Genomic DNA, 13,104 nt, shown 5'->3' with positions numbered 1-13,104 from the left:
AAGCCGGCACCCAGGCCCAGCAACAGGAACTGGCCACAGGCGCCACCGAGATTGGCCTATACTTCGACCAGGCCAAAAACGACGACTTCTTCTACCTGCCACCGGATGTGTTCCAGAATCCTGATTTCAAACGTGGCCTCAAGATGTTCGTCTCGCCCGACGGTAAAGCTGTCCGTTTCATCATCACCCATCAGGGTGACCCCGCCTCTACCGAAGGCATCGCACACGTCCGCGACCTTAAAGGTGTCGTTGCGGACGCCGTCAAGAACACCCCGTTGTCCAATGCGAAGGTTTCCCTTGCCGGCACCGCATCGATGTACGCCGATATGCAGGACGGCGTCAAGACCGACCTGATGATCGCTGTCATCGCGTCGATGATCCTGATCTTCGCGATCATGTTGGTGATCACCCGCAGTCTGGTGGCCGCACTAGTGATCGTCGGCACCGTGGCCGCATCGCTGGGCACCGCATGCGGGCTGTCGGTGCTGCTGTGGCAAGACATCGTCGGCTTGGGCGTGCAATGGATCGTGATCCCGCTATCCATGGTGATCCTGCTGGCGGTGGGCTCGGACTACAACCTGCTCGTGGTCTCGCGCCTCAAAGAAGAGATACACGCCGGACTGCACACCGGTATCATCCGCGGCATGGGAGCAACCGGACGCGTCGTCACCGCGGCCGGGCTGGTGTTCGCCTTCACCATGATGTCGATGATCGTCAGCGACCTACGCGTCATCGGCCAGCTCGGTATGACCATCGGCATCGGCCTCATCGTCGACACGCTGATCGTGCGTGCGTTCATGACCCCATCGATCGCCGCGGCACTGGGCCGCTGGTTCTGGTGGCCGCTGAACACCTTCAACATCGTGAACAGGACCCGTACTGGGCAGGATTCCGACGACAGCACCGCGCCAATCCCGCGGCTCGCAACCACATGAGTGCCAACCCAACGTCTGCCCGGCTGTCGACACCGTCGTCGACGGCCGGTCGACCCGGGTTAACGGCCGAATCCGAGTCCAAACTGCGCCAACGCACCAACGGGCGCCTGGACCGATCACGTGATCCCGCGATCCTCAACGCGGCCTTGGAAATCCTCGCCGAACACGGCTACGACGCCACCAATATGAACGACATCGCCGCACGGGCCGGTGTCGGTAAAGCCGCCATCTATCGCCGCTGGTCATCCAAGACTGCGCTGATCACCGACGCGTTGGTCTATTGGCGACCGGATCTGCTGGACGACGACCCGCCCGATACCGGCACCCTATCGGGCGATTTCGAGGTCGTCGTCGAGCGCGCAGCCCGCAACGACGACGGCCTGATCTCCAATGACCTGATCCTGCGCATCGGGTTGGAGGCTGCTCACGATCCCGATTTGGCTTCTGCGCTCGACGATTTGATTCTCTTCAAAGGTCGCCGCGTGATGTCGGCCATATTTGCCCAAGCTGCCGACCGCGGCGAGATACCGGGCGACCGTGATTGGTTACTAATCGCCGATGCGATCGTGGCGATGGGCCTACTACGGGCCGTGAGCGGACTGACCGTCGACGCCGAATTCGTGCGGCAGGTCATCAATACGCTTGTGCTGCCGGCGATCACCTGCCCCTCCGGTGCTGCGGGGCCCGATCGCCGGTAACTTGTTACCCCCGCGCACACCCGATCATCACCGCCTGACGGGCCGGCTTGATATCACCGATATCAGTGGACTACTCCATATTCATCGCGCCACAACAATTTTCAAATGCTGAAGACAAAGCGCAGTGCTTGGTCAAACGCCTGGGTCTGGTCGGGACCAATCATTCCCTCGGCCGGCGCGTCCTGGGTGGAGTCATCGACGGGCCGGTTGAATCGATACTTCAGCCGCCACCTCATGAGCCTCGGCGGCCGCGTAGCCCTCCCTACAGGCCGGCATCGACCACCCAATACGGCGGAATCGAATATGGCGGGTTACCGGTATGGGAAACGGCTTGAACTGCTGGTTCCCCTACCGGGTTGAATACGGTGAGTAGGTCACGCATCTGGATGGCGCTGAGATCGTTTCGCTCGACCGCGCCCTATTCGCTGCTAACCCATCGTTAAGATCGCGCCCGCGGCGACACCAATCACCGCCACAAGCTCCACGAAAATTACCGTGATCGCCACGCGGACGATCTCTTCTTCCGTGAGCCGCCAGCGCGGCTTCGATTCGACGAGAACGGTGTCCCCTAGCACCCTTGCGTTCAGTTTTGCGACCGCCAAAAGGACATCGTCATGCTCGTCGGCTTCGGCTTTCGCGACTAGGTCGTGCGCGGCGATTGCGGTCGTCATATCAGCCCCCCTAGGCTTGCGGACGCCGGTAGGCGCTATTCGGAAGGTCGAAATGCTTGGGCCTTCTCGTATATCCAAAGATACGAGTGCGAGATCACGATTACGGTAAAGATCCTTAACGGTCGCAGCACACAGTCGTGTTCCGGCGTCAAACCGTTCTTCAGATGTCGGGACTAAAGCGCTGTGCTTGCTCAATAGTCGTCTCAGTTCGGGGCCGCTCATTCCCTGACGGGATGAGGCGGTCATCGCGCACACTAGACACGCATCCGACGCCTGGAGGGCCGATACCGGAATGAGCCCGGTCGCCGAATTCGACTTCATCGTTGTGGGAGCAGGCAGCGCAGGCTGCCTGCTCGCCAATCGCCTCAGCGCCGACCCCGATCGCCGTGTGCTCCTGATCGAGGCCGGCGGTAAAGATGACTGGTTCTGGATCAAGGTGCCGGTGGGCTATCTGTACACAATTGCCAACCCCCGCACCGATTGGTGCTTCACGACCGAAGCCGACCCCGGCCTGGCCGGCCGCAGCATTCACTACGCGCGGGGCCGCGTAATCGGCGGCTGCTCATCGATCAACGCGATGATCCACATGCGCGGACAGGCCAGCGATTACGACCTGTGGGCGCAGGCCACCGGCGACGAGCGATGGCGTTGGGGTGGCGTGGACTCTCCCGGCGAAACGCTGGCGATCTACAAAAAGTTGGAAGACTACTTCGGCGGCGCCGACGACTGGCACGGCGTCGGTGGTGAAATCCGCGTCGAGCGGCCGCGAGTGAGCTGGAAGATCTTGAATGCCTGGCAGGCCGCCGCTGCCCAGATGGGCATCTCCCCGATCGATGAGTTCAACCGCGGCGTCAACGCCGGCAGTGCCTACTTTCATGTCAACCAACGGCGTGGCCGCCGCTGGTCGATGGCCGATGCTTTCTTGCATCCCGTCGCCCACCGACCCAATCTCACCGTCTACACAAAGGCGCAGGTCTTGCGGCTTCTGATGGACGACCAGGTCCACGAGCATCAGCGTCGCGGTGCCTGGACCACGGCGCGACAACGCGTCACCGGGGTGCGGCTGCTCAAAGATGGTCAACTCGTGGATGTCCGAGCCCGCCAGGAGGTGATCCTGAGCGCCGGAGCTATTGGCTCGCCGCATCTGATGCAAGTCTCGGGTGTGGGCCCGGCTGACCTGCTCGCTCAGCATCAAGTGCCGGTGGCCGTCGATCTGCCAGGAGTCGGCGAAAACCTCCAGGATCACCTGCAAATTCGAACGATCTATCGGGTCCGGGGAGCCCCGACCGTCAACACGCTTTACCGGAATTGGATCAGCCGTGCGGGCATGGGACTTCAGTACCTGCTGTTGCGATCGGGGCCCATGACCATGCCGCCTTCCACCCTAGGGGCGTTCGCCAAAAGCGACCCCGCGCTAGGCAGTGCCGATTTGGAATGGCACGTGCAGCCCTTGTCTCTACCGAAATTCGGCGAACCCCTGCACCCCTTCGGAGCGATCACTCCCTCGGTCTGCAATTTGCGACCCACCTCGCGTGGTCATGTGCGCATGGCCAATGCAGATCCGCTGGTTTACCCGAAAATTTCCTGCAATTACCTGTCAACTGACGCTGATCGTCGAATCGCCATAACCGGCCTCCGAATGACCCGGCAGATCATGGCGGCGCCAGCTCTCGCTCGCTACCGCCCCCAAGAGTTGCTTCCCGGTCCACAAGTGGTGAACGACGACGAGCTGCAGAAGGCGGCCGGTGAACTCGGTACGACCATTTTCCACCCGGTGGGCACCTGCGCGATGGGAGCCTTTGACGCACACGGTCGGCCGCGGTCGGCCGCCACGGTGCTCGACACCGACTGTCGCGTGTATCGCGTCGCCGGCCTTCGAGTGGTCGATGCGTCGGCTATGCCCACCATCATTTCCGGCAACACCAATGCACCGACCATGCTCATCGCCGAACGCGCAGCGCGGGCGATCGTGGGGAAAGTCGGTTAACGCCGAGACATCAATCTGCTTGCGCGCCGGGTTGTTTCGCGCGGCTTCCGAGGTTATAGCCGAACGGTCACCACTTGGTATCGATTTGGGAATGCAACCGCGTTTCGGCTGGCGCAGGTCTATCGGTAACAACAGTCACATGTTTAACCTTGCGCCGTGCACAATTTGCCCTTGGCGGCCAGCGATGTGCGATTGCGCACGGTTTCCCGGCGCGACGCGTTGCGCTACGCCGCCGCGTTAGCCGGTCTGGGTGCCACATCGGTAGCCTGCGGCATGCCGACAGCGGCTGCCGCCGCTCCCCCTCAGCTGATCGACTTTGCCGCACATCAGATTCCGGCGCAGCAGATCCGCGCTGCCGGCTATAGCGGGGTGGTCAACTACGTTTCGATGTCGCGTCCCGGTTCATCGTTTGGCGCCAAGCCGATCACTCGGTCCTACGCCGACTCACTGACAGCCGCGGGCTTGGCGATCGTCAGTAACTATCAATACGGCAAGCCGGGTGGGTCGGCACCATCGGACTTCACGCGGGGCTACGCGGGCGGCGTCGCGGACGCGCGCACCGCCTGGGGTTTGCACACCGCTGCAGGCGGCGGCCAGAGCGCGCCGATTTTCTTCACCATCGACGACGACATCAATCGCGACACCTGGAATCACACCGCGCTGCCCTGGTTTCGCGGAATCAACTCGGTTCTCGGGGTTCAGCGCACTGGGGTCTATGGAGGCGTCAGGGTGTGCGAGTGGGCCGCGGCCGATGGCGTTATCGGGTCTTCGAGCACACCTGGGCGCCGGTGGCTCTGGCAAACCCGAGCCTGGTCCGGCAATCAGGTCCACCCCGCCGCTGTTCTCTACCAGCGCATCGTGAGCACCGCGTCCAATCCCGGGCCGAAGGTCGGCGGACTCGAAGTCGACGTCAACGACGCCTTGGCCCCCGACTGCGGACAGTGGAACCTCCACGGAGGTCGCCCGAGCGGCGATGTGCGATAGGTGCTGCTGCCGGCCGCCACGGTGCTCGACACCGACTGCCGCGTGTATCGCGTCGCCTCCCTTGAGGAGGGCCGCGGCGGATCGCCAAATACTTTTGTGTTGAAGCGCATTTCGATGCACTAGAGTTTGTCGCATCGACTACCGAACCGAATCTTACTGTCGTGCAACGATGCTCGGATGATGTGTGGTAGCGGGTCATCTGTCGCGTTTGGCCTCGTATCGCAGCAGGACCGTGCCGCCCGGGAAGGTGCGGTTCTCTAACAGTCGCAGCGAGACCCATGACGGCAGTGTTGGGAAGAACGGGGTGCCGCCGCCCACAGCAGTGGGCGCGACCACAATCCGGTATTCGTCCACCAGTCCGGCCTGCACGATCGGCGCGGCCAGCGTCGCGCCGGCCACCTCCAGACTGCCGTCGGTTTCGGCTTTCAGCTTCGTTACCACCTCGACCGGGTCGCCGCGTTCCAGGCGGGAGTTCCAGTCGACGGAGTCCAGGGTGCGCGAGAACACGACCTTTGGCATGTCGCGCCAAATGTGGGCGAAGTCGACGATCAAAGGGGTGGCGTCTGGGGCCTTGTCAGCTGTCGGCCAGTACGCGGACATCAGTTCGTAAAGCCGCCGCCCGTAGAACGACAGGGCGGTCTCCCGCTCAAAGTCGTTCCAGTACTGGTGCAGTTCTTCACTCGGTTCGGCCCAGTCGATGTTGCCTTGTGCGTCGGCGATGTATCCGTCCACCGACACGTTGAAGCCATAAATGAGTTTGCCCACGCATAACAGACTGCACCTGCGGGCGAAACTCATCGCGACGCCACACAGCACCTTTGGCGTCTCATCGGGGTTATGGCCCGGATGGCACGACCTTGCCGTTTACCGTCACCTCGACCTGGCCGGTCTTCGTGTTGAACTCGATCTTGCCGTGCTCGAAGTTCGACACGAGCAGATCGCCGACGGTGTTCACGTCACTGGTGGGAAAGCCCAGCGGACCTGCCGAACCGTTGGTGCCGGTGACCGCAGGCGTGCCGTCCGGGTCGCGTGGGGTATTCCAGGCCTCGCGGATCTTGCCCGTGGTGATATATGCGGGCGTGCCGACCTCGTTGTTCTTGGCGGTGATCACGCCGCCCTGGAACTGCTGGAAGACCAGGCCGCTATCCCGTGTCCCGGCGTTGCGGTCACCCGTCAGTGGCTTTCCAAGAGCCTGTTTCTGACTGTCGGTTGCCGACGAGTACTTTGCAGCGATCGGGCCGGTCAGGGTCACCTCCACGTTGCTCTCCCCGATGAGCTTCACCTCGGTGGGGGGCGCTGGGGCCTTTGACGTGGAGGAGGCGTTCGCCCCGACCTGAGGCGGTGGCGACGCGTCTTCGCTCTTGCCGTTGCTGCAGCCCGCAGCGATCAGTACGGCGGCGGCCATGGCGACGCCTGCTGCGTGGCGGAATGCGATCGTTCTCATGAGCTTCATCTCGCGTCTCCCCGTGGTGGTGGTCATTTGCTGCTGACGGCCCCGCGATCTTCGTAGCTCCCATCGACCTTACGATGCGGCCATAAACGCCGAAACAGAGCACCTGATTAACGATCATCGGCGCTCTCAATGAATGGACGCGCAGGATCGCCAAGCGTTATGTCAGCAAACGTCAGGTTTGAAATAGCGAGCTTTGGATAAACCCCACTTTCAGGTGCCGCTCCGGGACAGCCGGCACATCACGAAAGGAGCCCGACGTGGCATTCTCACACATTGCATCGAAAGCAACCGCAGCAACAGCTGTATTGGCGGCGGCCGGACTCTTCGCGGCGACACCGGCATTCGCCGATCCGACAGTGCTGCAATTCGGCCAGATGACGGAGATTTCCAGTAATGGCGGCACCATCGACTACACCGTGAGCAACCTGCAGCCCAGCGGCCACAACGATGGCGTGTGGTATTCGGACGTCACGGCCCAAGGTGTAAGCGGTAACGCAACTCCGAATATTGCCGACTTCAACGCTCGGGCCGTCAACAGCTCCACGTTCGCAGTGATGAAGGGCAACCACCCCGACGGCCTCCCTGAGGGACCACTCCCATTAGGAACCCCTGTTACGGGGCGCCTTTACTTCGACGTTCGCAGCGGTACGAACCCCGACAGCGTCGTCTACCGGGACGCCGGAGGCACGGACAAGGTGGTCTGGAAAGGCCAGTAACTCGCCTTCACGGACTCTCTTACCTGGCCAGCTGGCGGAGTTCTTCGAGTCATCTGTCGCGTTGACCTTGCCGCGATACTCTTTGTCGATGATCGCGGGTGAAATTGCGCCCGACTTCACTTTGTACGACCACACCGGTCGGCCTCGGGCGCTGTCGTCCCTCCTTTCAGGAGGGCCGGTTGTGATGTTCTTTTTCCCGTTAGCGTCCTCACCAATTTGCACGGCACAGGCCTGTCACTTTCGGGACCTCGGAGACGAATTCGCCGCGGTGGGCGCTCAGCGAGTGGGCATCAGCACCGACACCGTCGACAAGCAGGCCCACTTCGCCCAACAGCGGTCGTTCGACTATCCCCTGCTTTCCGACGCGGACGGCGTGGTGTCCGAAATGTTCGGGGTGCGCCGAGGCAGGCTCGCAAAGCTGCGCAGTTCCGTCATAGCTCGGGAGGCCGCCCGGCGTGGCCGGCACTCTCGGCGCCGTGGACTGCTGGCCCGCCTGCTCCCGGTCAGACGCACCACGTTTGTCATCGACACCGACCGCACCGTACTCAAGGTCGTCTCCAGCGAAATGCGCGCATCGGTGCACGCCGACCAGACGTTGTGGTTCCTGAAGAACCGCAACGGGCTGCATGGTTCGCCCCCTGTCCGAGGCAAGCACGCCGCTGTTTATCAGTGGTCGGAGGGCGAGGCGGAGCCGATCGGTGACCGGTTCACAGAATCGGGGACCGTGGACGAGACGAGCCTGGTTCGGCCATACGCGCTGACGGCAGGCCGTACCGACTCCGGTGTCGAACTGGCGCTCGAGGCTCGGGTGGAAGCGCTCGACACCACAGCGAAGCCGAGCTGGCCGAGAAATGATGTGCGGGGGCAGATCCTGACCTGGTGCGTTCACAGCCCGTCGGTCGCAGAGATTGCCGCTGGTCTGTCCTTGCCGCTCGGTGCAACGCGGTTTCTGGTCGGCGACCTGGTGACACAGGGTTATCTGCGGGTGGACGCTCCCCTCAGTGACTCGATGACGCTCGACGACCGACGTGAACTGATAACCAGGACCCTGCGTGGCTTACGGGCACTCTGAGGGACCCTGTCGACCGATCTAGTTGAATGCGTTGCCGATGGTGCCGTCGCACCCGCGGCGATTTCACGACCATTCCACCAGGTCCGGGTCCCTCCTGGCTCAGCCTCTTGAATCCATCGCACTCGCCGGGCGTAACCGGCGCGCCCGATAGATACGGTCGGAACGAATTACCCTCGCGTATCACCACATTCGGCAGGCAGGCGGCCTAATATAGCTGCCGTGACCACCACCGCGCACTCGCCGGTTCGGGCCGCGGAAACAGCTGAACCCACCGAGGCCGTCCCGCAGTGGACGTCGCTCCAAAAGCTGGGTTTCCGACTGCTTTTCACCATTGGAAGTGGGCTGCTTTTCGTCGGCGTCATCGGTGGCAGCGTGGTGAAAGACGCTGTGGGTCCGCACCCACTCGAACCCATGATCTGGCTACTCGCGCAGATCGGTAGCTACCCGACTCAAGGTCGCGGTGTCGAGATCACCAAGTCGGCCGGCTCAGACTTGTTGTGGCTCTGGTGTTTGCAGCTCGGTTGGATTGTGGTTGCGCTGTTGATCACCGCGGCGTGGACAGTCATGGATCGGCAACGTTCCGACTACCGGCGTCTGGCCGCTTCGCTGATCGTGTTCGCGCGCTTCGGGCTAGCGGTCGTGATGATCCTCTACGGGCTGGGCAAGGCGATTCCCGTCCAAATGGCGTTGATGACGCGGCCGGATCATCAGCTCCAGTTGGTCGGCGATACCAGCCTGTTTGAGACGCTCTGGGGCTTCATGGGTGCCTCCGAGCCGTACTCGATGGCTACCGGGCTGGTTGAAGTGGTCTCGGGACTGCTGCTGCTGTGGAACCGTACGCAACTGCTCGGGGCGCTCGGGTCCGCGATGGCCATGGCGCAGGTGTTCGTGCTGAACATGACTTACGACGTGGCGGTGAAGCTGGCCGTCGGCGAATTATTGTTGGTGGCAATCGGTATCACCTCGCATTATTGGTCGAACCTGACGCGCGTGGTGTTCAACCGCGGTGAGACTCGCCCGGTTGAGCCCTGGGTGCCACTGGGGGCAGGCAAACCCTGGCTGCGGCGGACGGGCGTGGTCGCCAAGTTCGGCGTCGCCGGGTTCTTCCTGGCCTTCACCGTAGTGCAAAACGCCGTGGCGTACATGGTCTATCACACCCCCACATCAACTCTCGACGGAGTCTGGCGCGCAACGTCATTCACCGTCGACGGGCGTGAAGCGGCGCTCAACCAGATGAGCCCGCAACCGTGGACCAATGTGGCGATCGCCGACCGCAACAAAGTGCCCCAACTCGGCGTGACGAGGTTTGTCAGTCAGGTGCCGGCGGGTTACACCACCACGTGGTTGCTCAAGGTCGACGGGGATCGCCTCGAATTGCGCAACCGCGAGTCGGATTCGGCCCAGGTCGTGCTGCGCGCGACCCAGCCGGACAAGGACCACCTGGTACTGACCGGCGAGTTGGACGGCATGCAGATCAAGGGCACATTCGAGCGCCGGTTCATGCAACGCAGCAAGTCGGGTTTCCGGCTCATCAGCCCGTCGATACCTTTGGAATCGCTGCGTTAGTCCCGTGAACCGCCCGAAGCGACTAGGCGAACCGCCTCAGCCGGCGAAATTCTCGGCGAGATCTGCGGCCTTGGCGAAGCTCGGGCGGGTGTTGTCATCCGGCCGGCAATCTCGCGGGCTCGGATTGCAACGACAGGAGGCTCGATATCACCTCGAGTGCCGTAGCTCCAGCGCGAATTTCATTGCGGATTTCTGGCTTTCAGTTGTCGGTCAGACGGCGCCCACGCCCGTCGCCACCAGCAAGACGCCAATCACCGCGAAGGTGGTTACCATGATCTTCCGACGTTGAGCAATGGCCCAGTCGTGCAGCAGTCTCAGTGCCGCTTCGGTTTTCGCCGGCGTGATCAGATAGCTCACAAGCATGACCTCGACAACCCCAAGCATCCCAACGAGGAACACGATGGCGGCGCAAACCTGCGACCCGATCGGTGCTCCCGAGGGCACGACCACAGCGAGCACGGTGAGAACCACGTCGGGTGACGGTCCCATCACTGCGCCGATCACGAACGCCACCCACAAGGCTCCGGTCTCCCACCCGTCGCGGGCGCGGCCGAGCAGTCGCTGGATCGTCGATTCTCCCTCCGTCGGTGCGCCCTGCCCGAGGCCCAGCAACCGCGAGACTGCGTTCGGCGTATTCGATTCCAGCACTAACTGCGACCCGTTACCGCCCGGTGCCGGCACCTGCGCGCGCTGAGGCGCCGAAAAGCGAATTGCCATCATCGCGGCGATCGACACTGAGAGCACACCTAAACCGAGTTGGATGTGCTGGACGGTGGAGTGCACGGCCGGGCTGGCCAAATCTTTCACGAAAGATCGAAGAATAGGGGTGCGGTGCAGCACCAAAAGTGGAACCAGCAGTTCGGGAAAGCCCGCCATCAGGCCGCCGACGCAGTAGAAGAATAGGTTTGGCACAGGCCGTGGCCGGGAGATCACGAGAAGGGTGACCCCGAGACGCAAGGGGTGGACCGCCATCAGAAAAGACAGCCCCAGCAAGGAGATCCACATGGTCAGACCCCTACCCTGCCAGTTCGTGGCGGTCGGCTTCTGCGGACGGCGAGTCGGCGTTTCGTCGCACATGTCTGTGCTGCGAACAACTTTGGATTGGATTCAAATTGCCCGCCGGCTTCGTCAGTACCGCTCGGTTGCCCCACTCGTCCAACTGGCTGTAGTCATCGTCGTCGAGCAGGTCGAGAGACGACAGCCGCTTGGTCTTACCGGCGCCCACAGCCACCAGCGGCGCCACGACATCAGGTTCCATGCACAGCCTCCAGACCCCAACGCTAGATAAGCCAAAACTGCACGCCTGCTGCCAAACTCGCGCATCCGCCCATCGGCGCGACCTGGCCAAGCACCCAGCTCGTGATCGGCTCCCCCAATCACCTCAACTGACTACAACATCGAGAAGAGCCCCGTAGTCTCCTGCTCGAAAAGTGAAACGTCCCGAATATTTATCACACTCAACGCGGCCCTTCGAGGGTTTTGCGAGTAACTCGTTAAGGAAACATCAAGTCGCCCAACGGCGCCGCCGCGCATCGCTGACGGAATGCTCCAAAAGGTGCCGAGTCAGGGCTTCAACAAGAATTGCGCGGCAAGCATTTCGACCCGTTCGCCATCGTATTGAGGACGTAGCCGCCCGCCGCGGTCGAGCATGATCAGCCCGTGCAGCGCCCCCCACAGCACCTCGGTGAGAGTGTCCACATCTCGCTCACCTGAGACCGCCGCGACGGCGGCCCGCAATTCTCCGAAGGCTTCCACCAGAGGCGCCGGCGTGTCCTCTGCGGCGAAATTCAATCCGGTGGCGCGGATGAACATCGCGTCGTACAGAGCCGGGTTGTTACGCGCGAACGACAGATATGCGCGCGCCATCGGGATCAAGGAATTCTCAGTGCTGTCCGCACTGGCGCGCGCCACGCGCAGCGCCTCCCCCAGTTCACCGAATCCGTCGAGGGCGACTGCCTCGGCGATGGCGTCCATGTTGGCGAAGTGCTTATAGAGCACGGGCTGGCTGTATTCGATCTCCGTCGACAGGCGACGCGTGGTGACTGCGTCCCAACCCTCGGCCTCGGCCAGCTTGCGCGCAGTCTCGAGGATCAACCGGTGCCGGGCTGCGCGTTCCCTGGCGCGTCGTTCTTCGATGGCCATACCCGATGGTAGCACCGATAGAAAGACTAGCAATGCTATTGACGTCTTCGTGTTCAGGGGTTAGCGTTGCTAACACCTACCCATCAGGTGAAATGGAGAGATAGAGATGACAAGCATCGTGATCGAGGCGGCAAAACTGTTCATTGTCATCGCGCTGCTGGGCACCGCGGTGATCTACGGAACCGACGTGTTCTGCGCCCTCGTGCAACGGCCCGCTATGGCGGCGATCGATGATCGCGCGCTTGTCGCGGCCATGGGCAACGTGCATCGTTACGGTGACCGGCGGATGCCGGCCCCCGGAATGATCGGGATCGCGGCCGCCCTGGTAGGCGCCATATTGGCCGCCACCGCGGGCCGATGGCCCCAGGCGATTGCCGGGGCGACCGCGGTTGTGCTGCTGCTCATTTGGCTCGCCCTCTACCTGCGGATCAGCGCGCCGATCAATCGGCAACTCACCGCGGCAGCCACGGCCGGTGATACGCCCGCGAATGCGCGTGCGCTCCAGCGGGATTGGGACCGAATCATCAACGTGCGAGCCTTGATTCAAGGCATGGCGGTCGTCGCGCTGTGTGCGGCCCTGCTGGTTTAAGCCCTGCCCATCCCCCAGAAAGGAAACCGAACAAATGAACCTCAACTCTTACGTCCGAGCTGTCATGCGTGCCGCTCCGCTGCTCAATGTGCCGGTCGCGGCGATGGCGAACTCTCGGATCTTCGGCCGAATCGTCGGCCGCAATGTCGCGGTCATCACCTACACGGGCCGACGGTCCGGGCGCACGATAAGCACCCCCGTCGCATATCGCCGTACTGGCGACGAACTCGAGATCGCCGCCAACATGCCCGAGGCCAAGAGCTGGTGGCGCAATTTCTTGGGCGACGGCGC

The 13,104-nt window shown here is 62.5% G+C and carries 15 protein-coding genes; 9 read left to right on the top strand and 6 right to left on the bottom strand.

Annotated elements, in window-relative coordinates; translation table 11 throughout:
* Positions 1-935, top strand: a 935-nt coding sequence (locus JOZ00_RS03855; protein WP_293339863.1) for an MMPL family transporter, incomplete at its 5' end; no start/stop codon positions are given.
* A gap of 23 nt (positions 936-958) precedes the next feature.
* Complete coding sequence (locus JOZ00_RS03850) at positions 959-1,633, top strand: TetR/AcrR family transcriptional regulator (RefSeq protein WP_293339869.1); 675 nt, start codon at positions 959-961, stop codon at positions 1,631-1,633.
* Positions 1,634-2,061: 428 nt separating this feature from the next.
* Here the strand turns inward: JOZ00_RS03850 and JOZ00_RS03845 are convergent, their stop codons facing one another.
* Entirely contained in the window at positions 2,062-2,304 is a 243-nt protein-coding gene (locus JOZ00_RS03845; protein WP_293339860.1) for a hypothetical protein, read from the bottom strand.
* A gap of 292 nt (positions 2,305-2,596) precedes the next feature.
* Between JOZ00_RS03845 and JOZ00_RS03840 the strand changes: the two genes are divergently transcribed.
* Together JOZ00_RS03840 and JOZ00_RS03835 are read left to right on the top strand one after the other, a co-directional pair.
* Entirely contained in the window at positions 2,597-4,291 is a 1,695-nt protein-coding gene (locus JOZ00_RS03840; protein ID WP_293339857.1) for a GMC family oxidoreductase N-terminal domain-containing protein, read from the top strand.
* A gap of 156 nt (positions 4,292-4,447) precedes the next feature.
* Positions 4,448-5,275, top strand: a complete 828-nt coding sequence (locus tag JOZ00_RS03835; protein WP_293339854.1) for a DUF1906 domain-containing protein — start codon at positions 4,448-4,450, stop codon at positions 5,273-5,275.
* A gap of 195 nt (positions 5,276-5,470) precedes the next feature.
* On the opposite strand, the gene JOZ00_RS03830 is transcribed toward JOZ00_RS03835, so the two are convergent.
* Both JOZ00_RS03830 and JOZ00_RS03825 read right to left on the bottom strand, forming a co-directional pair.
* Positions 5,471-6,040 (bottom strand): dihydrofolate reductase family protein, encoded by a 570-nt coding sequence (locus tag JOZ00_RS03830; protein ID WP_293339851.1) that lies wholly within the window; start codon positions 6,038-6,040, stop codon positions 5,471-5,473.
* A 70-nt stretch (positions 6,041-6,110) separates the two neighbouring features.
* Positions 6,111-6,719 (bottom strand): hypothetical protein, encoded by a 609-nt coding sequence (locus tag JOZ00_RS03825; RefSeq protein WP_293339866.1) that lies wholly within the window; start codon positions 6,717-6,719, stop codon positions 6,111-6,113.
* 266 nt (positions 6,720-6,985) lie between these two features.
* On the opposite strand from JOZ00_RS03825, the gene JOZ00_RS03820 reads away from it, so the two are divergent.
* From JOZ00_RS03820 to JOZ00_RS03810, 3 genes are all read left to right on the top strand, one after another.
* The gene (locus JOZ00_RS03820; RefSeq protein ID WP_293339849.1) at positions 6,986-7,444 is read left to right on the top strand and encodes a DUF1942 domain-containing protein; all 459 of its coding nucleotides are present in this window, start codon (positions 6,986-6,988) and stop codon (positions 7,442-7,444) included.
* A gap of 88 nt (positions 7,445-7,532) precedes the next feature.
* Positions 7,533-8,516: a redoxin domain-containing protein gene (locus tag JOZ00_RS03815; RefSeq protein WP_293339846.1), complete on the top strand. Its 984-nt coding sequence runs from the start codon at positions 7,533-7,535 to the stop codon at positions 8,514-8,516.
* A gap of 219 nt (positions 8,517-8,735) precedes the next feature.
* Complete coding sequence (locus JOZ00_RS03810) at positions 8,736-10,082, top strand: hypothetical protein (RefSeq protein ID WP_293339844.1); 1,347 nt, start codon at positions 8,736-8,738, stop codon at positions 10,080-10,082.
* Positions 10,083-10,292: 210 nt separating this feature from the next.
* Here JOZ00_RS03810 and JOZ00_RS03805 read toward each other — a convergent pair whose 3' ends face one another.
* The 3 genes from JOZ00_RS03805 to JOZ00_RS03795 all read right to left on the bottom strand — a co-directional run bounded on the left by JOZ00_RS03805 (position 10,293) and on the right by JOZ00_RS03795 (position 12,224).
* On the bottom strand, positions 10,293-11,087 hold the full coding sequence (locus tag JOZ00_RS03805) for a GAP family protein (RefSeq protein ID WP_293339841.1): 795 nt from the start codon (positions 11,085-11,087) through the stop codon (positions 10,293-10,295).
* Between the two features lie 10 nt (positions 11,088-11,097).
* A complete protein-coding gene (locus JOZ00_RS03800) occupies positions 11,098-11,340 on the bottom strand; it encodes a hypothetical protein (RefSeq protein ID WP_293339839.1) in 243 nt (80 codons plus the stop codon).
* A gap of 305 nt (positions 11,341-11,645) precedes the next feature.
* Entirely contained in the window at positions 11,646-12,224 is a 579-nt protein-coding gene (locus JOZ00_RS03795; protein ID WP_293339836.1) for a TetR/AcrR family transcriptional regulator, read from the bottom strand.
* 106 nt (positions 12,225-12,330) lie between these two features.
* Here JOZ00_RS03795 and JOZ00_RS03790 point away from each other — a divergent pair, with 106 nt between their 5' ends.
* On the top strand, positions 12,331-12,813 hold the full coding sequence (locus tag JOZ00_RS03790; RefSeq protein WP_293339833.1) for a DUF1772 domain-containing protein: 483 nt from the start codon (positions 12,331-12,333) through the stop codon (positions 12,811-12,813).
* Between the two features lie 34 nt (positions 12,814-12,847).
* Positions 12,848-13,104: nitroreductase/quinone reductase family protein (locus JOZ00_RS03785; protein ID WP_293339830.1), on the top strand; the 257-nt coding region annotated here is incomplete at its 3' end.

This window comes from Mycobacterium sp., assembly GCF_019243155.1.
Lineage (GTDB): Bacteria > Actinomycetota > Actinomycetes > Mycobacteriales > Mycobacteriaceae > Mycobacterium.
The sequence above is the reverse complement of the archived record's forward strand: the minus strand, read 5'-3'. Positions and strand labels throughout refer to the sequence as shown.